The sequence below is a fragment of the Lactobacillus sp. W8093 genome, assembly GCF_016100925.1.
In the GTDB taxonomy this organism is placed as follows: domain Bacteria; phylum Bacillota; class Bacilli; order Lactobacillales; family Lactobacillaceae; genus Lactobacillus; species Lactobacillus helsingborgensis.
In genome coordinates this window covers 116,792-140,258 of the sequence record NZ_JACFRL010000006.1, presented here as the reverse complement: position 1 = coordinate 140,258, position 23,467 = coordinate 116,792, and the positions used below count along the sequence as shown (strand labels likewise).

Below are 23,467 nucleotides of genomic sequence, written 5' to 3'. Positions count from 1 at the left end.
CTTTTGGCTACGCCAACTTCCACAATCTGCTAACCAGGATTAGATTAGCAGAAAACAAGGTAAAAGAAAAAGAACCAAGCAGTTTATTAGCTGCTTGATTCTATTCATTTAAGCTCTATCAACAGGATTTGACAAAGAGCCGAAAAAACTATCTAATCAGCATTGAGACTCTGCAACCATTTTGCCAAATCTTTTTCTTCATTTAATACATGTTCCAGCTTTATATTGTCTTCTGCAGCTAATGACAGCATTAATTGCAAAAAAGCGGGTACCGAAAGTCCATGCCGATCCAAGTTATATTGTGCTTGTTTTACTGTTGCACTTGCTAAATTAATTGAGAGTACTTCATCTTTCATTTTCTATTTAATCCCCAAACCTTTTTATTAAAACTAATAGACCATTTTAAAGAAATTACCTGCCGCTACGCAAGCTTTTAGCAAATAAAAAAATAACTACGTGGTCTATCTGCCGGCACCATTATATTTTTTCAAGCCCAAATTCCAGACAAAGTGATCCAAAAAAATAAAGATAACCGCCATTAATAATTGTAATAACAAAAGTTGCCAATCTTGAGCCTGCAACAAAATTATTGTTGCAGGACAAGCTACCAGGCCAAAAGGAAGAATAAAATTAAAAATAATATTGCCTACTCCGCGGTAAATACTGGCTGGATATCTGCTCATTTGGATCATACTTAAAAACAAATCGTTCCTGCCAAAATTAGTAGGAAACCAAAAAGCGGAAATCGTCCATAAATACCATAATGAATAGTAAAGAATGCACCCACAGATACATGACAATATAAAACAAAGTAATTGCACTAATGTGATCTTGATATTTTGACAAGCATAAATAATTACGACTAAGCCTAAGAAGGAGTTTACCAGCTGCGTAAACTCAATAGCACTAAAGAAATAATATAATTTAGTATTGATTGGTTTTAACAGGACGGAATCAAGTGTTCCCTCCCTAATATCATTTTCCATTTTGGGCATGGATTTAACCAAGAAAGCCATTAAAAAGCCATCAAGCATATTGTAAACACCAACGAGCAATAAACATTCTTTATACGTCCAGCCGCCAATTGTGTCAACGCTTAAATAAATCACCTTAAAAAATGCAATGGGAATACCTAACCACAGGACTGATGAAATAATACCAAAGAGTGTGTCTAATCTGAAACTCACTGTTTCCAAAAGAGCAATTTTTACCAAAGACCTGATTAACTTAAGTTTATTTCTCATCGTTTAACCCATTACATCAGAATATCTCTGAAGCCCTTTCTTATTAACTATTTGCACCATCAGATAAAATACAGCTGCCCAAATTAGCTCTACCAAGGTATTTTTACCCCAATTTGCTAAGGAAAATCCTTTGACCAGAGTATCAATCGGAAAAGAACTAAAATACTGAAATGGCAAACACTTAGTTATTTTTACTAAAAAGGACGGTAAAATTTCCAGCGGAAAGTAAAAACCAGCAAGCAGGTTCACCACTACCTCTTTCACAAGTAAAACAAAAAAGAGGTTATCAAACCAATAAGCCACACTGCCAACGATATATGAAAATAAAAACCACAAAATTGCAGATAATACTATGCTAACAGCAAATTCGACCAAAATCATTGGCGAAACATGCAACAAATTATTTAACAGAATGTACAAGAAACCAATTACAAGAATTGGCAAAAGTAAAAGCAAATTTGCCAGTCGGTCACCAAGCATTTTAGCGAAGTAATACTTTTCAATTGCTATGGGTCGATGAATGATATTAGACAGTTCTCCTGAATGAATATCATCATTTAGTTCCCAATCTACTGCGTACCATACAAATGAATTAATAAAATTGACACCTATATAGTAGATCACAATCTGATTTTTGCTAAAGCCGCCAATTGTTTGTCCCTGATCTAAAATTAGAGACCATAAATAAAACATGACTAGACTAGGCACAAGTGCTTGCAAAAGCAAAATCACCACACTGCTTTTATTAGCCAAGATCGACTTCAGAGAAATTTTGCTGATAGATAAATATGTTTTTAGCATTTTAATTTTCCTCAGCAAACAATTCCAAGATAATATCTTCCAGTTTGAGATCGTTTATTTGATAATCTGTGCCTTGGTTGTTTTGAGCTAATTGTGCTATCACATGATCAACTTTTTGTGCAGGAACTTTAATTGTAATTGTGACATCATCTTGATCAATTATTTTAGCTTTGATATTAGTTTCATTAAAAGACTCAGATTTTATAAAGCTAATATATTTATTATTGCTAAATTTATCTAATAGCTCCTGTTTTTGACCGTCCCAGATTATTTTCCCGCGGTCAACAATAATCAAATGATCACAAATACTGGCAATATCTTCCATGTCATGAGAGGTTAGAAAAACCGTTAGCTTTTCCTCCTTGTTTAATGATACTAAAAACTTGCGAATATCCCTTTTGGCTATGACATCTAAACCGATTGTTGGCTCATCTAGGAAAAGCACTTTAGGCCTAGTGGCTACCCCTGCTAAAAATTCAATTTTCATGCGTTCACCTAAAGATAATTTCCTAGTCTGCAGATCTAGTTTTTCAGTAACATTGAGAATACGCGCTAAGTTGGCGACGGTTTTCGCAAAAACACTTTCAGGAATGTCGTACATGGTCTGGAGCAACTCTAAATAATCCCGCGGGGTTAGATCTGGAAAAAGTTGTGATCTGTTGCCCATTACCACTGAAATTGATTTTTTAAAATCGTTAGTCCTTTCAACCGGATTATAGCCATTCACTTTACAGTAACCAGATGAAGGAAACAAGGTACCAGTTAGCATCTTAATCGTCGTAGTTTTCCCAGCACCATTTTTGCCAATAAAGCCCACTTTTTCTCCACTCTTGATTTCAAAATTGAGCGACTGTACGGCTTTAACTACAGACTTTTGTGGCTTAAAAATATTCTTGGCCACTGCTGACCAGTTTTCTCCCCTGCTATTAATAACATATTCTTTGGAAAGATTATGTACTTCAATTGCATTCTTACCCATGATTTACCTCTTTATGGATAAATAGTTAGCACAAAAAAGCAATTTCAAGAATTTTTTCAATAAAATTGCTTTTGTTTGAACATAAATCATAATACTTAATTAGGAAATGTCATTAATTTAAACTTTTAAAAAAGATTTTAAATCAGCAACACTAGGTAAATTTTACCATGTCTTCCGTTATTTTTAAATTATATTTAATGTTTTTCCAAGTAATTACTATGCGCTATTTTTACTTATTTTTATTTCGCAGTAAGTATTAGCTATTTTCTTTCGAAGAATAAGTTTTACTTTAAGTGGATTATCCCAGTATTTTCTTACCTACTTATAATAGCCGAACTTTATTTTTTACTTACAAATATTAGCCCTATATTTTAAAGCTTAAATATTTTTATCTCTAATTAATCACATACATAATTTTTAATAAATAATTAATTGTTCGTATTAAATTACAAATTTTTTTGAAGCTTTTTTTGAAAAAAACGATTTTCGACTTGACCCGGAACTAAATCACTAGTAAAGTGTAATCAATTTATCTATTATTTTTCAAAAAGGAGTGTGCATTAAATGTCAAATTGGACAACCAAATTTGTTAAAGAAGGTTTAACTTTTGATGATGTGTTATTAATTCCGGCAGAAAGTCACGTTTTGCCAAATGAAGTTAATTTACACACACAATTGGCACCAAATCTTAAGCTTAACATCCCTCTGATAAGTGCCGGCATGGATACTGTCACCGAGGGTGCAATGGCAATAGCCATTGCACTACAAGGTGGTCTGGGCGTTATTCACAAAAATATGTCGATTAGTGCCCAAGCTGGTGAAGTTGCCAATGTTAAAAACGTTGTTGTTCCCGCTAACATTACTAAAGCTGCAGTTGATGACGACAATAGACTACTAGTAGCGGCAGCCATTGGTGTTACTAGCGATACTTTCGAAAGAGCCGAAGCGCTCCTTGAAAAAGGTGCAGATGCGATCGTAATCGATACTGCCCATGGTCATTCCGCTGGAGTCTTGCGCAAAATTAAAGAGATTCGCGATCATTTTCCCAATATTACGTTAATTGCTGGTAATGTTGCCACAGGCGATGCTACCAGAGCACTTTTTGATGCTGGTGTGGATATCGTGAAAGTGGGTATTGGCCCCGGGTCTATCTGCACAACCCGCGTAGTAGCCGGTGTTGGCGTACCGCAGATTACTGCCATCTATGACGCGGCTACAGCTGCACGGGAATACGATAAGCCAATTATTGCTGACGGTGGCATGAAATATTCAGGTGATATTGTTAAAGCATTAGCTGCTGGCGGCAATGCAGTTATGCTAGGTAGTATGCTTTCAGGCACTACCGAAGCTCCCGGAGAAATTTTTGACAGCAATGGTCGTAAATATAAGACATATCGTGGTATGGGCTCGGTTGGTGCAATGGCACAAGCGCATGGTTCTTCTGACCGCTATTTCCAAGGTGGTGTTAATGAGGCTAATAAATTAGTGCCTGAAGGTGTTGAAGCTCGAGTAGAATACAAAGGCGATGTTTCTGATATTGTCTTCCAAATTATAGGTGGACTGCGTTCAGGTATGGGTTATGTAGGCGCTGCTACAATAAACGATCTGCGTGAAAATGCTCAATTTGTTAAAATTACTAATGCTGGATTACGTGAGTCTCATCCTCATGACGTCCAAATTACTAAGAATGCACCCAATTATGAAAGATAATTAAACAAAAAACTAGTTATTGGTTTAATCCAATAACTAGTTTTTTTATGTTTCAACTAATTTTCTGAAATTGCTTTATTTAATTTTTGCAAGTTTTCTATTAGTTCTTTTTTTGTGTCTGCCCCAAGTATTGCAGCATAACTATTTTCAGAGCTAATAAAATAATTAGTTATTTTTTCTTCGAGTTTAATCGCTTTATCAGTCAGTAGAATTGCCTTTAGTCGTGTATCACGTTGATCTACTTTCTTATAGATCAAGCCTTTATTTTCCATTAAACGTAAAACATTAGTAGCAGTCGATTTCCTGATGTTAAATTCATGCTCAATATCTTTTTGATAAATTGACTTATTCTGCGCAAATGAAGCTAAATATTCAATAATCAGCATCTGTGTACCCGTCAAGCCAATTTTTCTAGCATAATAATCGGCATTACGATTAAAAGTATTTTGTACACGCTGCAAGGCCAATCCGAGTCTGTTCATTATTTTATTCCTTTGTTTTTACTGGTTTCGTTGCCGCATACAGTAAGTATACACCAATAAGAACAATCATTAGAATAAAAATCAAGCCAACTTGAGCAGCAGCAATATATTTTCCTGTAACAGAAGTTTGGCTGGTCGTTTGTTCAACAAACTGCATAATTGCGGAAATAATTGCAGTTCCCACAGCCCCTGCAAATTGCTGTGCCATATTGAACAAACCGTTACCATCTGTATTTTCACTTTCTGCCAATTGGCCAATCGAAGCTGTCATCGTATCACCCATAACTAGTCCGATCCCTAACATTGTAATAGCATAAAACAAAATTATTTTACCAGAAGTGAGTGAAGAAGCAAAAATGCAGTATAGTAGGCCACCAATAATTTCAAAAACTGCCCCAGTCATAATGGGCTTTTGTGCACCATAGTTATCAAGGAGTCTACCACTAATAGGTGACATAATTGCTCCTACAAGTCCCCCAGTGAGCAGTAATAAACCTGCTGTCATTGCAGTGGAGTGGTTAACAATTTGCACATAATTTGGCAGGATAAAGGACAGACCTAAAGTATTTACTTGAAAAATAAAATAAGCTGTAATACCTTGCGTAAATTTAGTCTTCTTAAAGACACGAATATTAATTAAAGGGTTGGTTGTATTAAGTGAGTGCTTAATAAAAACCACAAGGCTGATAACACCGATAACTAAGGGGATAATAAACATTAATGGTTTCTGTAAAATAGTTGACAAGTTACTAAAAGCAAAAATTAATCCGATAAAAGTTAAAGCGATACTAATAAAGCCAACTACGTCGAGTTTCGTGTGTTTAACTTGTCCAGTTTCACCAGTAATAGATGTTAGACCCATGATTAAAGAAATGATCATGACGGGAATAATGAAAATAAAGATATAGCGCCAACCTAAAGTGTTAACGACTAAGCCACCAAATGTGGGTCCTAAAGCGGGCGCCACAGCTGTGATCATTGTTCCTATTCCCATGAGTAAACCTATCTTATCTAACGGTGTTCTTTCCAAAATAATATTGAACATTAATGGAATTGCAATACCGGCTCCTGCTCCCTGAATAACGCGACCAAGAACCAAAAAGATAAATTGATTTGCAACAGCATCAATTAATAAACCACAAATGAATAAGACTGCCGCGGTTACAAAAAGCTTACGTGAACTAAAATTCCTTTTCAAGTACGCAGATAGCGGCATAATGATGGAAGCAACCAGTAAGTAGCCTGTTGTCATCCATTGTACTGTTGCCATATTGACGTGAAAATCATTCATTAAAACAGGAAATGTAACGTTTCCTGCAGTTTCAATTAACACACCTGAAAAAGACATTAATCCAGCTGCAAAAATTGAACAAATTAGTTTTGCATCTAATTTTCTTTGCATTCAAATTCCTCCTAAAATTTAGTTAGCAAGCTAACTAAATAACCATAGTAACTCACATTTTTTTGAAATGCAATCAATTTAAAAGAAAGAAAAATTCACCTTGATTTTCAAGGTGAATTATTTTTAAAATGCTTATCTATCTGTATCAATCACATATTTTTGCCAGTAGCGCCAAACATTCTCACTGGATGAACGTTTGGCATTTTCATAAGCTCCCTCATTCAATTTTCTGCGTAATTTAGGACTAGCAAAAAATTCAGTAATTTTGGCTGCTAATTCATCAATATGACCACTAGGAACAATAAAGCCGCTTTGCCCATCTGCAATCAGATCTGCAGGACCATAGTTAATATCATAAGCGATTACGGGCACACCATGTGATTGGGCTTCAACTATTGAAAGTGGTGCTCCTTCATACCGTGAAGAAAGAACTGAAAGCTGCGCATTGTCATACACAGAATCCATATCTTGCGTATAACCCATAAAATGAATAACATCTTCTAATCCAAGATCCTGCACCAATTTCTTTAGCATTTTTTCTTCTTTAAAATTATCGTTACCGTCGCCATAACCATAAATATCCAATGTTAAAGAATCATTTTTTTGATAAGCCTGATTAAAGGCTTTGATCGCATCGTCGATACGCTTTTCATAAAATAATCTGGCTATGATTATTATTTTTCCTTTAGTCCGTTCACTCATTGGAATATGTTCTGCCTGTAGCTGCTCATCAGGAACTATTCCAACTGGTATTGAAACTATCGGCACCTGCGTTCTCAACCTTTTACGCATGTCATCTGCCTGATGTTTTCCTGGCGTAATAACTAAATCAGTCTTGCTTAATAATTCATTGTTGGAAATAGAATTGTAAGTCAGTGGAGAACTTGGATCCCAGTAATCCCTAAAATGAATATTATGAAAATGCTCAATTTTTCTAGCCGGTGTTTTCATGTTAATCATGGGTACGTTAGTAATATTGCTGCGGTCAGAAATAAACGTGGATTTTTCAGCCCCATCTTGCTCATTCAATTGGTCAAGCATAATGGTGAATGCTTGACCGCTATTCATTAGCGAATGGACAACTCCATGAACATCTGTTAACTGAATGTTAGTTGCTGGGTAATAAGTTGGTCTTTTTTCGTAAGAAATCTCATAATAAATGGTATTGTTCGGACGGAAAAATAATTCGTAGACCAAATGGTCATCAGCTGTATCAAAAATCTGGGTCAGGCTCTTAAAACCACGTGTATCATAAAAATCCTCTTTGATACGGTGAACATCGCCATTATAATATATAATCGTATCTACACTGCCATTAGGGAACATATTAATGGTCATGGTTTTACGATTGTCTTCATATACTTCATAACCATTAGTAATTTTCTTCACCTGGTTAAAACCTGGAATGGGCAAGTCTTTTAGTGTGACAATGCGACTGGCATAATTAACGGTTCCGGCAAAAAAGTCAAACATATTAACGTAATCATCATCGTCCAACCCATAAAGAGCCAAATTACGATGACCAAAACGGTTAAATTCACTCGTCGTTATTTTCGCTTTGACATGATTACGTTTAAACAACTTTAGCCTTTTAACTTCTGCGTGTTCTATTCCTGAACTATTTGCATCTAATTTACTATCTAAAAAATAATACATTATTTTACCTTTTATTCTCACATTTTAACTATCCTTACCAATTTTAGCATATATTTTATTATTTAAAATGGTTTTTAAAAGCATAAATACCACCATAAAAAGCATTGATTCAAACTGACCTTGAATCAATGCTTTATTTGTACTTTATATAATCACTAATCTTTTTTGGTAAGTCTCAAAACTAACGGCCAAATTATAGCAGTTATTATTCCAATAGCTAAGCCAGTCCATAAAATCGGTGACGTAATTATGGTAAAACCACGGGCAGTATTACTTTCAAGCCATTGAATCACTTGATTAGCAAAAAACTGTAATGCACCAAAAGAACCTACAGTAGAAATCAGTAAAATGATGGCAGCCCAATATTTACCGAAAAGTATCAGGAGTGCTGCTAAAATGAATAATAGTATTGCTGCAAAGAAGAAATAATGAAAAATATTAATTGCGCGATTTACCTTGTTGCTATTATTATCAAGTCCATCATTAATTCTATTCAACATTAATTTACTGACAGTTTTTTGAACGTCATTATTTTCTGGGAAGGAAAGATTTTTCGCTGTTACTTCGCCATTTGCTTGGTAACTTGCGCTTAAGTCATACAAACTGACATAAGACAAGTCATAATGATATTTTTTAGGTAGCTGTTCTAAAATCTTGTCTTCTACACCAAAGTCTTTTGCCAACTTCAATGTGCCAATCAGTCTGGAGTCACCCGTGTTATTAACACTTTTCTTAATCACCGTTTGCGCCATTGTCCGTACATTTTTGACATTCAGAGTTATCGGTGCTTCCATAACTAAAAAGCCTGAAATACAAACTGCCGCAGTAAAAATCAGACGTAGCAATATATTAGCAATTTTTTTCATTAACCTAGCCTCCACAGTCAAATTAACATCAATCTAACAGTCGTGTTGTCCCGAAGCTAAGCAGTTACACTTAATCATCTTGGGAGCATGCTCCTTTTTATGAGCAAGTTCTCCTTCGATCTTGTTAATATCACCTTCAGAAAGAGGCATATCATTGAGAATAGCGATCAAGACTTGACCTTTGTGCATATCACACATGTGGTTCATCATCTCTTTAGTTACTGCGATCATCATTTCAATCTGAGTAACTGTGGCCGAATAAACAAAACGACGGCCATCTTTACGCGTTTTTAGCAGTCCTTTTTTGACTAAGCGACCCATTAGAGTCTTAATAGTCGATTCAGACCAATTCTTTTTGGCTTGGAGCTGTTTAATGATCTCACCAGTATGAATCTCGCCCAACGTCCACACTATTCTCATAACTTCCCATTCAGCTTCGGAAATATTATGTTCTCTATTTTTTTCTACCATAATAATCAACTCAACTTTATTTTACTACAGAACAAATTTTTTTAGTGCTTTGGCAATTCCGTCATGATCATTATCGTCGGTCACAAAATCGGCATTTTCTTTAATCATTTCAATCGCATTGCCCATAGCAATCTTTTTAAAATCTGGATTACTAAACATTGAGATATCATTGCCCTGATCGCCAAAAACCATTACTTGATCCGGCCTGATCTTTAACCTGTCCGCCAGTTCCATTAAAGCATTGCCTTTTGAAGCATCTTTAATATTAATTTCAACTATCGTTGAAAAGCTGCGGACCACATCATATTTGGCAAATGCCCATTGGGGAATATTTTCCCACAATTTATCTACTTCTTTAACATCACTTAGAACACTAAGGCCTACTTTATTAAAAGCAAAATCTTGAGGAATTTCCTCAGCTTTGCGGACTTTGATTAAATTATTAGTATTGGTGGCGCTATCGGCTAAATTAACACCTATATCACGATCACAAGTCCAATAACATTCAGGCGTTTCAAAATGAAGATTCACATGGGCCAATCGCTGCAGTCGGCGCATATTAGTGAAATCCCGGTAATTCATTTCTTCATTCATCAAGACGTTACCTGCAAGATCCTGTATAACTGCACCATTAAAAACGATGTCGTATTGCTTTTTACCTATCAAGCCTAATTGTTGGTTAAAAGGTATAACTCCGGATAATGGTCTGCCGCTTGCTAAAACTACTTTTATTCCCTGACTATCAGCTTGTTTAAGAAGTTTTTCTGTTTCAGGTAAGATTTGTTTGGTACTCGTCAGTAAAGTACCATCTAGGTCAACCGCAATTAACTTAATTGACAAAATAATTTCCTCCCACATTTCTTCATTATCTTCTTTATTATACAAAAAGTCGTAATTACTTACGACTTTTTCAAGAAATATTCTGTTTAAATAGGATTTTATCTAGATCATAAATGAAATTGGCGGTTTGTTTTACTCAACAGTCACACTTTTTGCCAAATTACGTGGCTTATCAACATCCAGACCCTTGTCTTTAGCCGCAAAATAAGCCAAAAGCTGTGTCACTACAACCGTAACTAATGGCGATAAGTAGTAGTCTACTTCAGGCAAAATAATATCGTCACCTGTTTGCGCTAATGATTTATTGACAATAGTAATAACGTTTGCTCCTCGTGCAACTACTTCCTGAATATTACCCCGCATCAGATCAGCTGTTAGTGGGTTATTAATCAAGGCAATAACAGGAGTCCCCTTTTCAATTAATGAAATGGTGCCATGCTTCAATTCAGCTGCTGCAAAGCCTTCAGTTTGAATGTATGAAACTTCTTTGAGCTTAAGTGCTGCTTCTAACGCTACCGGATAATCAATTCCACGACCAATATAAAATGCATTGCGGGATGGTATTAAATCTTTTTGTGCCAGCTGCTCTATCTTTTCCTGATTGGAAATTACCTGTTCAATTCCCTCTGCAGCCAAGGCTAAATTCTGTTTGAGATTGAATGCCGCAGCATCATCATCGACCATTTTTTCACCTAAAGCTTTGGCAATTACCGCTTGAACAGCTACTTGCGCGGTATATGCTTTAGTTGAAGCAACAGCGATTTCTGGACCGGCTTCAAGCGCCATTGAATAATTAGCTTCACGCGCTAAAGTAGATTCTGGGACGTTAGTTAAAGTCAAACTCGGAATATTGCGCTTAATTGCCTCTTGAAGCACCACTCTCGAATCGGCGGTTTCACCAGATTGCGACAAAAAGATAAAGAAGGGATGTTGTGACATCATTGGAAAATGATAGCCAGCCTCTGATGCAAATCCAACTTCAGTGGGAATTTTGGTTAATTTTTCAAAAAGTAGTTTTCCCACTAAACCGGCATGATAGCTCGTGCCGGCAGCAAAAATATATAATTTATCAGCCTTTGCCAAAGCATCAATTATTGCCGCACTAACTTTAGGCTTGCCATTTTGATCAAGATAAAATTGATCTAAATGCCTTAAAACACCTGGCTGTTCACATATCTCTTTCAACATGTAAAAATCATAAGTACCCTTAGAAGCAGCGTCTTCAGCAACATTTAATTGATAAGGTTCCCTTGTAACTTGCGCGCCACTAATAGTTTCAATTTGGTAACCATTTTTGGTAATGTCACCCACTTCGCCGTCATGCAAGTCAACAAAAGTTTTTGTTTGGTCTAATACGGAAAGAGCATCAGAAGCAATAACGTTAAAGTCTGCGCCCAAACCCAATAGTAGTGGTGACTTGTTTTTGGCAATATAAATATGATCTGGATGCTGGTTATCAACTAACAAAAGAGCATAGGACCCCTTGATCATAGTCAAAACTTCTTTGAGAGCAGTCAAAGCATCGACGTTTTTTTCTCGTGCAATTTTACTAATTAATTGAACGATCACTTCCGTATCCGTATCAGACTTGAATGACGCATTATTAAGATATTTTTTACTTAAATCTTGGTAATTCTCAATAACACCATTGTGAACCAAATAAAAACGCTTAGTTTCATCAAACTGGGGATGGGCGTTTGCCTCAGTTGGTTTGCCATGAGTAGCCCAGCGTGTATGTCCGATACCGACTTGGCCCTGTTCATCAGGTTTCATTTTATTTTTTAAATCCTGAATACGACCAGTGGTTTTAGTTAAAAATTCTTTTCCTGCCAAATCATTAAGGTATATTCCTGCTGAATCATATCCCCGATACTCCAATTTAGACAAGCCATTTAAAACTATTTCTCTAGCTGATTTTCCAATTATTCCGACAATTCCACACATGTGTTTCTCCTTTGGTCTAGTTAAATCTTATATTTTTGGGCTAATTTATATATTTACGTCACGTATGGAATATTAGCCTTTATATTGTAATTGGTCAAGTAATGTTTTCCATAATTGGTCTATACTGTATTGTGAAACAACTATCATTAACACAAAAAGCAGGCAAAATTAATTTGCCTGCTTTTTAAATTTGAATTTTTAACCTTTAAGCGCCCATTTCTTTTTCCACTACATCAGTAATTCTCTTGACATAGGCATCGGTTTCTTCTTGAGTCGGTCCTTCAGCCATAACTCGCAATAAGGACTGGGTACCGGATGGACGAACTAAAATGCGCCCATCATCACCCATCTCTTTTTCAACTTCTTTTATCACGTCTAAAATTGGTTGGTGTTCTTTCCAGTTCTTTTTATCCTTAACTGGTACGTTAACCAAGCATTGCGGATACTCCTTAAAATCGGTTAGCAATTCCGACAAAGTTTTACCAGTTCTCTTCATTACCAACATTAAATGCAGTCCGGTCAGCATCCCATCACCAGTATTATGATAATCGCTCATAATTACGTGACCAGATTGTTCACCGCCCAGATTAAAGCCGTTTGCTCGCATTTCTTCTGATACATAACGGTCTCCTACCTGAGTACGTACATTTTTGATGCCGCGTCTTGCTAAAGCTTTAGTAAAGCCAAGATTACTCATTACTGTGGTAACAATTGTATCTTTTTTCAAGCGGCCACCATCTTCCATGTAGCTGCCCAAAATATACATGATATGATCGCCATCGACTTCATTGCCATTCTCATCCACCGCAATACAGCGATCGGCATCACCATCAAAAGCCAAACCAAGTTGAGCCTTTTGTTTAACTACTTCTTCCTGTAATTTTTTAGTATGGGTTGCGCCAACATGGTCATTGATATTCAAGCCGTTTGGATGAGTAGCAATAGTGGTAAAATCTACCCCGCAATCAGCAAATAAACGGGAAATAAGGCTGCTAGCTGCACCGTTTGCACCATCAATTACCACTTTAATACCATCAAGTTCTTCTGGAATAGTATTTTCGATAAACTGTAAATATTTAGCACTGCCTTCATGAAAATCTGTAACGGACCCAAGCCCTTTAGCAGATGGTCGAGGTAATTTATCCTCCGGTGCATCTATTAGTTTTTCAATTTCTTCTTCCATCTCATCGGATAATTTCAAACCGTCACTACCAAAGAACTTGATACCATTATCTTCAACTGGATTATGTGAAGCTGAAATTTGTACACCTGCGTCGGCACCTTGAGCGCGAACTAAATATGATAAACCAGGTGTAGTAATCACTCCCACCTCTAAAACCTCAATTCCGACTGACAACAGTCCAGATATTAAGGCATACTCCAACATTTGACCAGATATTCTGGTATCACGTGAGACCAATACTTTTGCCTGTTCTTCTTTAGTCTTGTTTTTGGTTAGGACATAACCACCATCACGACCTAACTTAAAAGCCATTTCAGGTGATAGTTCTTGATTAGCCACCCCGCGTACACCATCTGTGCCAAAATATTTCAACATTACTAAACAACCTTTCTAATTAATTATTTTTATTTCTAGAATTGTTTGCTTTCTCCACTTTTATTTCAACTTCAACCTGGTTAGGATTAGCTTTAACTACTCCATCTGGCAGATTAAGAGTTACAGTTTTGGTAGTCGAACTTGTAATAGAAGCTAAATCAATTGGAACCCTGAGGTGTTTGATCTTAGCCAGAGCATTCTTGTTACCATATAACGTAACGTAATTATGTTTTAATGAAAGAGAATAGATTCTATCCAATTTTTCATGTTCAGGTTCAAGTTTCATTTTAACTGACTTTTTAGATATTGTAATCGGTATTGAAACTTTAGCTGTTGCTGGATCAATAATGACATTTAACTGCCTACCTTTATGGTCTTCAGCAACCAGGTTAACTTGTCTTTCAAAGGTATGATCAATATTATTTGGCAAAACTACTTTGGCTATTATTTGATCAATTTGATCGACTTCAGACCGCGCTCCTGTTACCTCAACCTGTTGTGGGTAAACACTCGCATGACCTAGTTGATAACCTTGAGCAACAGCACCTTTATTATACTCTACCTGTACAGGCATTGTCGTAGACTTTCTGCGCTGAATATCAACTTCTACACTCCGCGGGTTAATAGAATAAGAAATTTGTTTATTAATGCCATTAACGTGAATTTTGACATTGTGCATACCAATACTTTTTTTGGTTAAATCAATATAAGCACGAAAATTTTGCGTATTTATAGTCGAAGTTACCAGAGCAGCGGATCCTTCTAAAGTCACACTTACCTTTTCCGGATAACCAACTACATAATATTTATCCGTATCAACAGAAACCTGCAAAGGTACTTTAATGGTTTGAGTTTTATTAGCAGTTTGCTTAGTTTTTTCAGTTTGCCCTTGAGATAAAAAGCCTTCTTGAGTGGAATTAACATAAATAACCAGTAAAACGGCTATTAAGAGTGAAACGAGTCTGATAAACCAAGATTTTTTCCAAAATTCTTTCATCGGTCAGCACCCCATTTCCACAGTTTCCGCAGGATTTTTTGATACCATTTATCATTGCTATTTTTCTTAGGTACCAATTCTGCTTTGAGATATTTCAGATATTCATCACGTGTCATGTCCACTAAAAAGCGCCCATTACGAGTTATTGTCACACCACCCGTTTCTTCTGAAACTACAATCGTAATCGCATCAGTTACTTCTGAAATACCAACTGCAGCTCTATGACGTGTTCCTAACCGTTTAGGAATCATGCTGTTATCAGACAAAGGCAAGTAAGCTGCAGCTACCGCAATTTTGTGATCCTTGTTAATAATTACAGCACCGTCATGCAATGGAGTATTAGGAATAAAAATGTTGATAAGCAATTCTCCTGTGACATCAGCATTGAGCTTAATTCCAGTTTCAATGTAATCTTCCAAACCCGTTTCCTGTTGCACAGTGATTAGCGCACCAATCCGTCTCTTTGACATGTACTGAATAGCTTTGTCCAGTTCATTAATAAATTTGATTGATTCATCACGAGCACTCTCTTCACGACCACCAAAAATAGGCAGACGGCCTAAATGTTCAAGCCCACGTCTAATTTCTGGCTGAAAAATCACTATAATGCCAACCACAGACCAAGAAACAATTTGGTCAATCAGCCAAGTGGTTGTATGCAATTGCAGTACTCCAGCAATAATTCTGACAATAAAAATTAGAACAATGCCCTTGGCTAGTTGAACTGCTTTGGTTCCTCTAATTAAGATAACCAAGTGATAGACTACAAACCAGATTATCAGCACATCAAGAATTGTTGATAAGTTTGCCCAAGTAAAAATATGTATACCGCTAGTTTGCATAAATACTCCTTTCCCATTTAAATAAGCACAATTTTAGTATCAGTTCAATTTTTTGGGTTACCAATAATTCTAACCTCTGTGTGCAAATCAAGACCAAATTGTGACTTGATTCTTTTTTGAATTAAATGAATTAAGTCAAGATAATCAGTCGCAGTTGCATTGCCTTTATTAACAATAAAGCCGGCGTGTTTAGTTGAATCCTGGGCACCCCCAATTTGTTTGCCTTGCAAGCCAGCTTGAATAATCATTGGCCCCACATAGTGACCTGCTGGTCGTTTAAAAACGCTACCGCATGAAGGATATTCCAAAGGCTGTTTGTACTTACGCAAGGCATTGAAGTAATTCATGTCTGCTAAAATGCGACTTTTAACATCGCTTTTTAAGGCAAAAGTAGCTTCAAGAACAATATCGCCAGTTTCCTGCACTAACGAATGACGATAAGAGAATTTCATGTCTTCTCTAGCATAGTTTTTAATTTTTCCTGAACGCGTTAATACTTTGACATTTTCAACTACATTACATGTTTCACCCCCATAAGCGCCGGCATTCATAAATACAGCTCCGCCAATGCTTCCTGGTATACCTGCCGCAAATTCCAAACCACTAAGACAGCTTCCAGCTGCAGTAAATGCAGTATCAACAATTGTGGCACCCGCTTGAGCAATAACTTTGGTTTTTTGAACCTTAATTTGATTCATGTTTGTTAAAATTATTACCAAGCCAGAAATGCCACCATCCCGGATTATTAAGTTAGAAGCATTACCTATTATCGTTAAGGGAATTTTATTATTATAGGTGGTCACAACCAACTTTTTAAGTTCAGTTTCATTTTGGGGAAAAGCCAAAAATTCCGCTGGTCCACCTGTTTTGGTGAAGGTGTACTTACTTAGTGGAACTTGCCTTCTTATTTCAATACCTTCTTTTGCTAAATCTGTTAATTTCAAAACAAAAATCCCCTTTATATAATCTTTTACTATTTTACCGCATTACGAAACCAGCTTCATCATATGTTATACTAAAATTAAGTTTTAAAGGAGAAAAAATGAATTTTATAGCGATGGATTTTGAAACTGCCAATCGTCATCCGGAAAGCGCTTGTTCTTTGGCGTTAGTAATGGTACGAAATAATGTCATTGTTGACCGTTTCTACACTGTAATCAATCCGCAGATGCCTTTTGACTCAAGGAATATTCAGATTCATGATATTACAGCCGAAGACGTGCAAGATGCACCGACAATGTCAGAAGTTTGGCCCAGAATTAAAGCTTTGTTTCAACCCGGAATGTTAGTGACAGCTCATAACGCCCGCTTTGACACCAACGTCATGCATCAAAGTTTAGCCCGTTATGATATTGCAGAACCACATTACTTTGTACTTGATACTTTACAATCGAGTAAGTTACTTGAACCAAATCTACCTAATCATAAACTCGATACCGTTGCAAAAGCATTAAACGTTGAATTATGGCACCACCACAATGCTTTAAGTGATAGTGAGGCCTGTGCGGGTATTTTAATAGCACAAAATAAACAATTTGGCGATGAAACACTTAAAAACCTGGTTTACCAAATTTAATCTAAAAAAAGTAGAGCATAAAGCTCTACTTTTTCTTTGCAATTAAACTTAAAATTTGTTCAGCCCAAGCTTTATTTCTCTGTCCTTGCGGCTCAAATTCAATTATCCGTTTAGTGGAATCCCAGCTATCGTCAACACGTTTAATAGTAATTTGTAAAAACTCCTGGGGTAATTGTGCCTGAACTACTTCTGGCCATTCGATTACCACTAAACCCGGCTCTGTTAAATAGCCATTTAAATCAATTGAAGATAAATCATCATTTTCAAGTCTATAAAAATCCATATGAAATAAAGGCAATCTGGCCTCAGGATATTCTCTGACTATCGTAAAAGTGGGACTTTTAACAGGCCGCTTAATTCCTAAAGCGGAACCAATACCTTGAGTTAGAGTGGTTTTCCCCGCTCCCAGATCACCGTTTAGCAGCAACAAGTCATGCGCCTGTGCTGTATCAGCAATTGCAGCACCAATATTCTGCATTTCACGTGCGGAATTAACATTAACCTTCATTTTGTTCATCCCTAAGTAATGCCTGTGCAGCAGTCAAAATTGCAATATGATATATATCTTGAGTATTTGCTCCGCGAGAAAGATCATTCACTGGTTTTTGCAGCCCCTGCAAGATGGGGCCAATGGCAGTAAAGTTTCCCAAGCGTTGGGTAATCTTATAAGAAATATTGCCAGATTGCAATTCAGGAAATATAAAAATATTAGCTTGACCCTTTAAAGCAGAAGCAGGTGCTTTGCTGGCTGCTACATCGGGGACAAACGCGGCATCGAATTGCAGTTCACCATCAGAAACAATTTCTGGATGTTGCTGATGGAAGATTGTTGCAGCTTCTTTGACTTTGGTGACCATTTCGCCTTTAGCAGAACCGTTAGTTGAAAAACTTAAAAATGCTACTTTAGGGTCAATATTAATCATTCGTGCTGTTTGAACAGACTGGTATGCAATTTCCGCTAATGTTTCACTATCAGGATCAATATTAATTGCACAATCGGCAAAAATATATTTTTCTTGTGCACGTTCCATGATAAAACTGCCAGATACCCTGTTCATACCAGCTGCAGTATGAATCAACTGCAAGGCTGGGCGGACAGTGGCAGCAGTTGAATGAGTAGCACCAGAAACCATGCCGTCAGCTTGACCTATTTTGACCAGCATCGTCCCAAAATAATTAGGGTCTTCCAGTGCCTTTTCTGCCTCACTTTTTGCAATGTCTTTTCTGCGTGCGTCAATGAATTTCTGCACCATATTTTTTTGCTTTTCGTAGTGAAGTGGATCAATAATTTCTAACTGCGAAAATTCAAGATTTTCTTTTGTGATTAAAGCCTTAATTTCTTCAGGTTCACCTAATAAAATTGGTTTAACGATATCAGCCAGCGACAATTTACTGGCTGCCTTTAAAACACGCAAATCATTTCCTTCAGGAAAAACAATTTGATAAGTTTTATTAGAATTTTGGACTTTATTTTTTAATAAATCAAAAACACTCATATAATCTAGTTCTTTTCTATGCTAAATCTGTCTGCGTAACTTTGGCTGGTAACTGCCAATCAATCGGAACTTCACCAAATTCTTTCAAAGCCGCATTACAACGGGAAAAAGGTCTTGAACCAAAAAATCCTCTATCAGCTGAATAAGGACTTGGATGAGCTGATTTAATCACAAAATTTTTGTCTTGGTCAATTAAAACGATTTTATTTTGGGCGTAACGTCCCCAAAGTATGAAAACCACTTTACCGCGATCACTTAAAGCCTTAATTGCGGCATCCGTTACTTCTTCCCAACCTTTCCCTTGGTGACCATTAGCATGTCCGTAAGGAACTGTGAGAACCGCATTTAAAAGTAAGACACCTTGATCAGCCCATTTTTTCAAATAACCGTGATTAACTGGTCTGCAGCCGACATCATCATACAATTCTTTATAAATATTTTGCAGAGATGGCGGCAACTTGACACCCGGCATAACTGAAAAACTCATACCTGTAGCTTGTCCAGGGTTATGGTAAGGATCCTGTCCTAATATAACAACTTTTGTATCTGCAAATGAAGTTAACTTAAAAGCAGTAAAAATATGGTACATGTCAGGAAAAATTCTTTTAGTCGCATATTCTTTTTTTAAAAACTCATGCAGCTGCTGGTATCGATCACTCGCAAAAACAGGAGCCAGAATTTCATCCCAGTCATTACCAATAAACTTTTTCATTACCACAACATCCTCTCTTTCACTAACTTTTATGGTATCATGAAATTAATTATCAATGTGGGAGAATTTGCTACTTTTTAATTCTTTTTATTATCTCAAAATATAAAAGTAATAACTTCTTCATATATGATAATATGGTAGATAATCAAATGACCTATATAGGAGGAGTAAGTAAGCTGTGATTAAGTTAGTAGCTTGCGATTTAGACGGTACCCTTTTTAACAGCAACATGACTATTTCAGAAGAAAATGCTGCTGCAATTAAATTAGCCCAAAAAAATGGGATCGAATTCTTAGTGGCAACAGGCCGCTCACCGCAGCAGTCACGCAAAAATATGCGCGAATATGGTCTCAAAACTGGTTTCATTAATATTAATGGTGCTTTGGTCTATGATGCAAATGAGCAATTACAAGTTAAGCATCAATTGCCAAATGAAAAAGCGAAATTAATTGCACACATTTTACTTAAAAATCAGCTGTATTTTGAATTGGTTACAGCTGATAAAATATATTCAAATGATATTAGTAAACGTGTAGTTAATTTAGCGCGTTCTTTGATGTCGCTTAATCCGGGAGTGACTTTCAAAAAGGCGGTAGCAACAGCAGCTGGTAGCAACGCCATGTTAAGTATGACTTTGGTGGAAGATTTTGACCAGTTATTAGCCGATCCCAAAACGGAGATTATGAAAATTATCTCGTTTGATGCTCACGGGCCTGCCGCTTTTTCCAGTGCCAAAAAGGAAATTATGTCTTTAGGGGGAGTTGCGGTAACTTCGAGCGCGGCGGCCAACATTGAGATCAATGATATTAAAGCGCAAAAAGGACCTGCACTTTTAGATTATGCCAGGAAAAAAGGTTTTAAAAAAGAAGAAGTAGCCGCAATTGGCGATAACCTCAATGATGCTAGTATGATTAGAGATGCCGGAGTTGGTGTTGCAATGGCAAATGCGGTACCCGCTATCAAAAAATTAGCCCAAGTCAAAACAAAATCTAATGATGATAATGGAGTTGCTTATATTTTAAAGAAATTTATCAAAAATAACGCTGAAGAATAGAGGTGCTTAAATGCGCTACTTATTGGAATTAACTCAAAAGCAGGAATATGGTCAAATTCCTGTCGCAAATGACAATGGAAAAATTCAATATATCATTCAAGGCAATTTAGATAATCCTAATCATACCCTTTATTTGAAAAAAATTAACAATGAAGAAATAGGTCGTCTATATACAGATGGCGGTGGCATTATTTCGTCATATACAATTGATGTTGTAAACCATTCATTAGTTAAAGTCAAAAGACTTAATAATAAAATAGCCAACCTTTTCTATATCACCAGATTAAACTACATTGTTTCGGGTAGTATCAAAAAAGGAAGCTATAAGTTTTTGTTTGGCATCAAAAAAGTTGCTACCGTTGAAACCGTCGTGCGCAATCAAGGCGTTGTGCTAATTTGTGATATTGAGCGTCCAGAAGATGTGCCCTTTATTCTATTGTGTGCCACACTTTTCACTCAATGGCATACGACACCTTTAAGATTACCTACTTTTCCTCCAATCGGCAGAAAGTATAATGTTAATTTCAACTAAAAACGTTAGCAGCCAGATGAAATTTCATCTAGCTCCTAACGTTTTTTAATTCAATGACAAATCTTTAAAAGGAAAATTGGCTACTTCTTCATCACGATGAGAAACTACTATTACAGTTTCTATTCGCTTAAGTAGTTTTTGCAATAAACCTTGTGCCGTTTTCAGATCAATACTGGAAAAACTTTCATCAAGTAAAATTAATTTGCCTTTTGTATCTATCAGCCTAGCTAAAGCAACACGTTGAGTTTGCCCACCTGATAAAGAATCATATTGCCAATTTTCATCAATTTCAAAATCTTGTTTTACCTTATTCAGACTTGCCTTATCATAATTACGCCCCAGCAAAATATTATAATCAATGGAGCGCGGAAACATTGTAACTGTTTGCGGCATATAGATAATTATTGAATTTATTACGTTACGAGGGATAGTGGCAATATTAACACCATTTAAAAGAATTTCCCCCTTGGTAGGAATGAGTTGCCCTGTAGCCAATTTCAGTAATGTGGATTTTCCCCGTCCAGAAATCCCGTTTAATTTGTAAAAAGCGCCCTTTTCAAAAACAAAAGAAAAGTCATGCAGTACTTGTTCTTTGGCATTCGGATAAGAAAAAGAAACATTTTTAAATTCAAGCGTTTTAAACTCTAACGGAAAAGTGGCTGCAAGAAATTTAGGACTAGCAGTTTTTAGCGCTTGCTTTAAATTATTAAACTTGGTAAAAATGCTTGAAGTAGAGAGTAATTGGGCAAAGTAGCGGTTAATTATGCCAGCGGAATCAAAAACTTTAGTCCCTAATTCGGCGGTTGCTAAAATTGCGCCTGCTGTGAGTACGCCTTTAAAATGCAGCCAACCAGTAACGCCTAAAATCAGTAGTTGACTGCCAATATTAATTACTCCGGTGACGATATCAACAGTAGATCTTCTGACAGTGTTATGAACATTTGCTTTCTTTAATGCTTGTGACCCCGCTGCCACCAGCTTTTTAATTTCAGGTAAAACATTAAAAGCATAAAGGGTATCGTAGCCGTGTAAACCACTACTCGTGTATTTTAAGAACTGCTCATTAGCCTGCGAAATCGCGGTTACACCAGTAGTCAAAAATTTTTTACATAAACGTGGCACTAAGACGATTAAAGTCACGAGCATGATTGCTACAATAAATAAAATATAACTATAAAGATATAGTGCTACTAAAGCAAAAATAGCATTACCGCTAAAACGGACAATGAGAAAAAAAGTATCCAGCCCTTCTTTATGGATTAAATTGACATCATTTTGCAGGTATGATTCATAATAGTCAACCGGATTTTGTTTAAATTTATTTTGCGGAAGTTCAATTAGACTAGTGACTATATCATTGCGAATATCACTGAGAATGTCTTGTGTCACAGTTTCTTGAATATATTTTTCGAGAAAAGAAATGATAAAGGTCAGAAACCAAAGTAAGAAAATAAATATAAGCATGTCAACAAAGGGACTAATTTTTCCGGCAATTAAGTAATTTGCCAAGACAGCCATCTTGGTAGCAGCCAAAACTTGCAATACTGAATTTACTAATAATAGTAGACAAGCTGCTATAACTGCAAGTGCATGTTTTTTCAGATATTGAGACATTTTGGCCCTCCTTAACAACAATATACATTTAATTAAATTTTAATTTTTATCATAGCAAAAAGAGAAAATATGTCAACAGCTGCTCTAGTTTTACCGTCTGTCAATCGCCAACTTTGCTACAATCAGGTTGGCTAACAGTTGGTATCCCTCTGCACCAAAATGTGAGCCGTCATCTAATTGACGTTTACAAAGCGTTGTTAAATTGCCTTAAGCAATCATGGCCTGAAAAAGATTGATAAATTGCAATTTATATGTAGTTGCCAATTTTTTAAAATCAGAAGTATAAGATGTGATTTTTTGGTTAGTTCTCTTTTTTTTGCTTATTTTTACCTATAGCCGGTGGTGAAACCAAAATTATATTTTGCGGATAATATGAATAAATCACACTAGAAATGATCAAACCCATATTAATTTTAAATTGGCTTCGGGGAACTTGTTTATGCTGTGCAATATCGTTAGTACCTAGAAGTAAAAGCAACTTGTCACAACAGTCAATCTTAAGTACTAACTGGGGTAGTAATGAATAAAAGGCTCCAGAATTGATACCAGACACAGCAGTATTAATTAATTTTAATTCCAGTACTTTTTGCTGCAGTTCAACATTGATGCGTGGCTTTGATAAACCTTCGTTACGCGCAATAATGCTATCTCCTGTTACTAATAGTTTCACTTTTCCTCCTTTTTAAAAATT

At 36.3% G+C, this 23,467-nt stretch carries 24 protein-coding genes; 4 read left to right on the top strand and 20 right to left on the bottom strand.

Going from position 1 to position 23,467, the window contains the following annotated elements:
* Positions 1-152 precede the first annotated feature (152 nt).
* The 4 genes from H3T47_RS05710 to H3T47_RS05695 all read right to left on the bottom strand — a co-directional run bounded on the left by H3T47_RS05710 (position 153) and on the right by H3T47_RS05695 (position 3,024).
* Positions 153-356: a hypothetical protein gene (locus H3T47_RS05710; RefSeq protein WP_038522038.1), complete on the bottom strand. Its 204-nt coding sequence runs from the start codon at positions 354-356 to the stop codon at positions 153-155.
* Positions 357-461: 105 nt separating this feature from the next.
* Positions 462-1,244, bottom strand: coding sequence for an ABC transporter permease (locus tag H3T47_RS05705; RefSeq protein WP_199282805.1), 783 nt, complete (start codon positions 1,242-1,244; stop codon positions 462-464).
* A 3-nt stretch (positions 1,245-1,247) separates the two neighbouring features.
* Complete coding sequence (locus tag H3T47_RS05700; protein WP_052059646.1) at positions 1,248-2,045, bottom strand: ABC-2 family transporter protein; 798 nt, start codon at positions 2,043-2,045, stop codon at positions 1,248-1,250.
* Between the two features lies 1 nt (position 2,046).
* Positions 2,047-3,024, bottom strand: a complete 978-nt coding sequence (locus H3T47_RS05695) for an ATP-binding cassette domain-containing protein (protein WP_199282804.1) — start codon at positions 3,022-3,024, stop codon at positions 2,047-2,049.
* Between the two features lie 564 nt (positions 3,025-3,588).
* On the opposite strand from H3T47_RS05695, the gene H3T47_RS05690 reads away from it, so the two are divergent.
* Positions 3,589-4,734, top strand: coding sequence for an IMP dehydrogenase (locus H3T47_RS05690; RefSeq protein WP_199282803.1), 1,146 nt, complete (start codon positions 3,589-3,591; stop codon positions 4,732-4,734).
* A gap of 56 nt (positions 4,735-4,790) precedes the next feature.
* On the opposite strand, the gene H3T47_RS05685 is transcribed toward H3T47_RS05690, so the two are convergent.
* The 11 genes from H3T47_RS05685 to murB all read right to left on the bottom strand — a co-directional run bounded on the left by H3T47_RS05685 (position 4,791) and on the right by murB (position 16,736).
* Complete coding sequence (locus H3T47_RS05685; RefSeq protein WP_109918225.1) at positions 4,791-5,216, bottom strand: MarR family winged helix-turn-helix transcriptional regulator; 426 nt, start codon at positions 5,214-5,216, stop codon at positions 4,791-4,793.
* Between the two features lie 4 nt (positions 5,217-5,220).
* Positions 5,221-6,618, bottom strand: a complete 1,398-nt coding sequence (locus tag H3T47_RS05680; protein WP_199282802.1) for a DHA2 family efflux MFS transporter permease subunit — start codon at positions 6,616-6,618, stop codon at positions 5,221-5,223.
* A gap of 132 nt (positions 6,619-6,750) precedes the next feature.
* Positions 6,751-8,274: a glycosyltransferase gene (locus H3T47_RS05675; protein WP_199282801.1), complete on the bottom strand. Its 1,524-nt coding sequence runs from the start codon at positions 8,272-8,274 to the stop codon at positions 6,751-6,753.
* A gap of 155 nt (positions 8,275-8,429) precedes the next feature.
* Positions 8,430-9,140, bottom strand: a complete 711-nt coding sequence (locus tag H3T47_RS05670) for a hypothetical protein (RefSeq protein WP_038522017.1) — start codon at positions 9,138-9,140, stop codon at positions 8,430-8,432.
* Positions 9,141-9,173: 33 nt separating this feature from the next.
* Entirely contained in the window at positions 9,174-9,611 is a 438-nt protein-coding gene (locus H3T47_RS05665) for a CopY/TcrY family copper transport repressor (RefSeq protein WP_038522014.1), read from the bottom strand.
* Positions 9,612-9,635: 24 nt separating this feature from the next.
* The gene (locus H3T47_RS05660) at positions 9,636-10,451 is read right to left on the bottom strand and encodes a Cof-type HAD-IIB family hydrolase (protein ID WP_038524960.1); all 816 of its coding nucleotides are present in this window, start codon (positions 10,449-10,451) and stop codon (positions 9,636-9,638) included.
* 132 nt (positions 10,452-10,583) lie between these two features.
* Positions 10,584-12,395 (bottom strand): glutamine--fructose-6-phosphate transaminase (isomerizing), encoded by a 1,812-nt coding sequence (glmS, locus tag H3T47_RS05655; RefSeq protein WP_199282800.1) that lies wholly within the window; start codon positions 12,393-12,395, stop codon positions 10,584-10,586.
* A 205-nt stretch (positions 12,396-12,600) separates the two neighbouring features.
* The gene (gene glmM / locus H3T47_RS05650; protein WP_199282799.1) at positions 12,601-13,953 is read right to left on the bottom strand and encodes a phosphoglucosamine mutase; all 1,353 of its coding nucleotides are present in this window, start codon (positions 13,951-13,953) and stop codon (positions 12,601-12,603) included.
* Positions 13,954-13,972: 19 nt separating this feature from the next.
* Positions 13,973-14,950, bottom strand: coding sequence for a YbbR-like domain-containing protein (locus H3T47_RS05645; RefSeq protein ID WP_199282798.1), 978 nt, complete (start codon positions 14,948-14,950; stop codon positions 13,973-13,975).
* Positions 14,947-15,792 (bottom strand): diadenylate cyclase CdaA, encoded by an 846-nt coding sequence (gene cdaA, locus H3T47_RS05640; protein ID WP_038522004.1) that lies wholly within the window; start codon positions 15,790-15,792, stop codon positions 14,947-14,949. The genes H3T47_RS05645 and cdaA overlap by 4 nt, the downstream gene beginning before the upstream one ends.
* A 44-nt stretch (positions 15,793-15,836) precedes the next feature.
* A complete protein-coding gene (gene murB / locus H3T47_RS05635) occupies positions 15,837-16,736 on the bottom strand; it encodes a UDP-N-acetylmuramate dehydrogenase (protein ID WP_199282797.1) in 900 nt (299 codons plus the stop codon).
* Between the two features lie 98 nt (positions 16,737-16,834).
* On the opposite strand from murB, the gene H3T47_RS05630 reads away from it, so the two are divergent.
* Entirely contained in the window at positions 16,835-17,368 is a 534-nt protein-coding gene (locus H3T47_RS05630) for a 3'-5' exonuclease (protein WP_199282796.1), read from the top strand.
* A gap of 25 nt (positions 17,369-17,393) precedes the next feature.
* Here H3T47_RS05630 and tsaE read toward each other — a convergent pair whose 3' ends face one another.
* Genes tsaE through H3T47_RS05615 form a run of 3 tightly spaced genes read right to left on the bottom strand, consistent with a single transcriptional unit; the run spans position 17,394 to position 19,576 of the window.
* Positions 17,394-17,876, bottom strand: a complete 483-nt coding sequence (gene tsaE, locus H3T47_RS05625) for a tRNA (adenosine(37)-N6)-threonylcarbamoyltransferase complex ATPase subunit type 1 TsaE (protein WP_199282795.1) — start codon at positions 17,874-17,876, stop codon at positions 17,394-17,396.
* Positions 17,866-18,864, bottom strand: a complete 999-nt coding sequence (gene pta, locus H3T47_RS05620) for a phosphate acetyltransferase (protein ID WP_038521995.1) — start codon at positions 18,862-18,864, stop codon at positions 17,866-17,868. Before pta ends, tsaE begins: the two co-directional genes overlap by 11 nt.
* Before the next feature lie 16 nt (positions 18,865-18,880).
* Entirely contained in the window at positions 18,881-19,576 is a 696-nt protein-coding gene (locus H3T47_RS05615) for a uracil-DNA glycosylase (RefSeq protein ID WP_038521992.1), read from the bottom strand.
* 178 nt (positions 19,577-19,754) lie between these two features.
* On the opposite strand from H3T47_RS05615, the gene H3T47_RS05610 reads away from it, so the two are divergent.
* Positions 19,755-20,630 (top strand): Cof-type HAD-IIB family hydrolase, encoded by an 876-nt coding sequence (locus H3T47_RS05610; protein WP_038521989.1) that lies wholly within the window; start codon positions 19,755-19,757, stop codon positions 20,628-20,630.
* Positions 20,631-20,640: 10 nt separating this feature from the next.
* Positions 20,641-21,162, top strand: coding sequence for a hypothetical protein (locus H3T47_RS05605; RefSeq protein ID WP_038521986.1), 522 nt, complete (start codon positions 20,641-20,643; stop codon positions 21,160-21,162).
* A 45-nt stretch (positions 21,163-21,207) separates the two neighbouring features.
* Here H3T47_RS05605 and H3T47_RS05600 read toward each other — a convergent pair whose 3' ends face one another.
* A complete protein-coding gene (locus H3T47_RS05600; protein ID WP_038521983.1) occupies positions 21,208-22,776 on the bottom strand; it encodes an ABC transporter ATP-binding protein in 1,569 nt (522 codons plus the stop codon).
* 301 nt (positions 22,777-23,077) lie between these two features.
* Complete coding sequence (locus H3T47_RS09260) at positions 23,078-23,446, bottom strand: hypothetical protein (RefSeq protein ID WP_233335856.1); 369 nt, start codon at positions 23,444-23,446, stop codon at positions 23,078-23,080.
* Between the last annotated feature and the right edge of the window lie 21 nt (positions 23,447-23,467).

Excerpts from the sequence above, each read along its gene's own strand:
- H3T47_RS05710 (WP_038522038.1), bottom strand. The coding sequence starts at position 356 with ATGAAAGATGAAGTACTCTCAATTAATTTAGCAAGTGCAACAGTAAAA.
- H3T47_RS05705 (WP_199282805.1), bottom strand. The coding sequence starts at position 1,244 with ATGAGAAATAAACTTAAGTTAATCAGGTCTTTGGTAAAAATTGCTCTT.
- H3T47_RS05700 (WP_052059646.1), bottom strand. The coding sequence starts at position 2,045 with ATGCTAAAAACATATTTATCTATCAGCAAAATTTCTCTGAAGTCGATC.
- H3T47_RS05695 (WP_199282804.1), bottom strand. The coding sequence starts at position 3,024 with ATGGGTAAGAATGCAATTGAAGTACATAATCTTTCCAAAGAATATGTT.
- H3T47_RS05690 (WP_199282803.1), top strand. The coding sequence starts at position 3,589 with ATGTCAAATTGGACAACCAAATTTGTTAAAGAAGGTTTAACTTTTGAT.
- H3T47_RS05685 (WP_109918225.1), bottom strand. The coding sequence starts at position 5,216 with ATGAACAGACTCGGATTGGCCTTGCAGCGTGTACAAAATACTTTTAAT.
- H3T47_RS05680 (WP_199282802.1), bottom strand. The coding sequence starts at position 6,618 with ATGCAAAGAAAATTAGATGCAAAACTAATTTGTTCAATTTTTGCAGCT.
- H3T47_RS05675 (WP_199282801.1), bottom strand. The coding sequence starts at position 8,274 with ATGTATTATTTTTTAGATAGTAAATTAGATGCAAATAGTTCAGGAATA.
- H3T47_RS05670 (WP_038522017.1), bottom strand. The coding sequence starts at position 9,140 with ATGAAAAAAATTGCTAATATATTGCTACGTCTGATTTTTACTGCGGCA.
- H3T47_RS05665 (WP_038522014.1), bottom strand. The coding sequence starts at position 9,611 with ATGGTAGAAAAAAATAGAGAACATAATATTTCCGAAGCTGAATGGGAA.
- glmS (WP_199282800.1), bottom strand. The coding sequence starts at position 12,395 with ATGTGTGGAATTGTCGGAATAATTGGAAAATCAGCTAGAGAAATAGTT.
- glmM (WP_199282799.1), bottom strand. The coding sequence starts at position 13,953 with ATGTTGAAATATTTTGGCACAGATGGTGTACGCGGGGTGGCTAATCAA.
- H3T47_RS05645 (WP_199282798.1), bottom strand. The coding sequence starts at position 14,950 with ATGAAAGAATTTTGGAAAAAATCTTGGTTTATCAGACTCGTTTCACTC.
- cdaA (WP_038522004.1), bottom strand. The coding sequence starts at position 15,792 with ATGCAAACTAGCGGTATACATATTTTTACTTGGGCAAACTTATCAACA.
- H3T47_RS05630 (WP_199282796.1), top strand. The coding sequence starts at position 16,835 with ATGAATTTTATAGCGATGGATTTTGAAACTGCCAATCGTCATCCGGAA.
- tsaE (WP_199282795.1), bottom strand. The coding sequence starts at position 17,876 with ATGAAGGTTAATGTTAATTCCGCACGTGAAATGCAGAATATTGGTGCT.
- pta (WP_038521995.1), bottom strand. The coding sequence starts at position 18,864 with ATGAGTGTTTTTGATTTATTAAAAAATAAAGTCCAAAATTCTAATAAA.
- H3T47_RS05615 (WP_038521992.1), bottom strand. The coding sequence starts at position 19,576 with ATGAAAAAGTTTATTGGTAATGACTGGGATGAAATTCTGGCTCCTGTT.
- H3T47_RS05605 (WP_038521986.1), top strand. The coding sequence starts at position 20,641 with ATGCGCTACTTATTGGAATTAACTCAAAAGCAGGAATATGGTCAAATT.
- H3T47_RS05600 (WP_038521983.1), bottom strand. The coding sequence starts at position 22,776 with ATGTCTCAATATCTGAAAAAACATGCACTTGCAGTTATAGCAGCTTGT.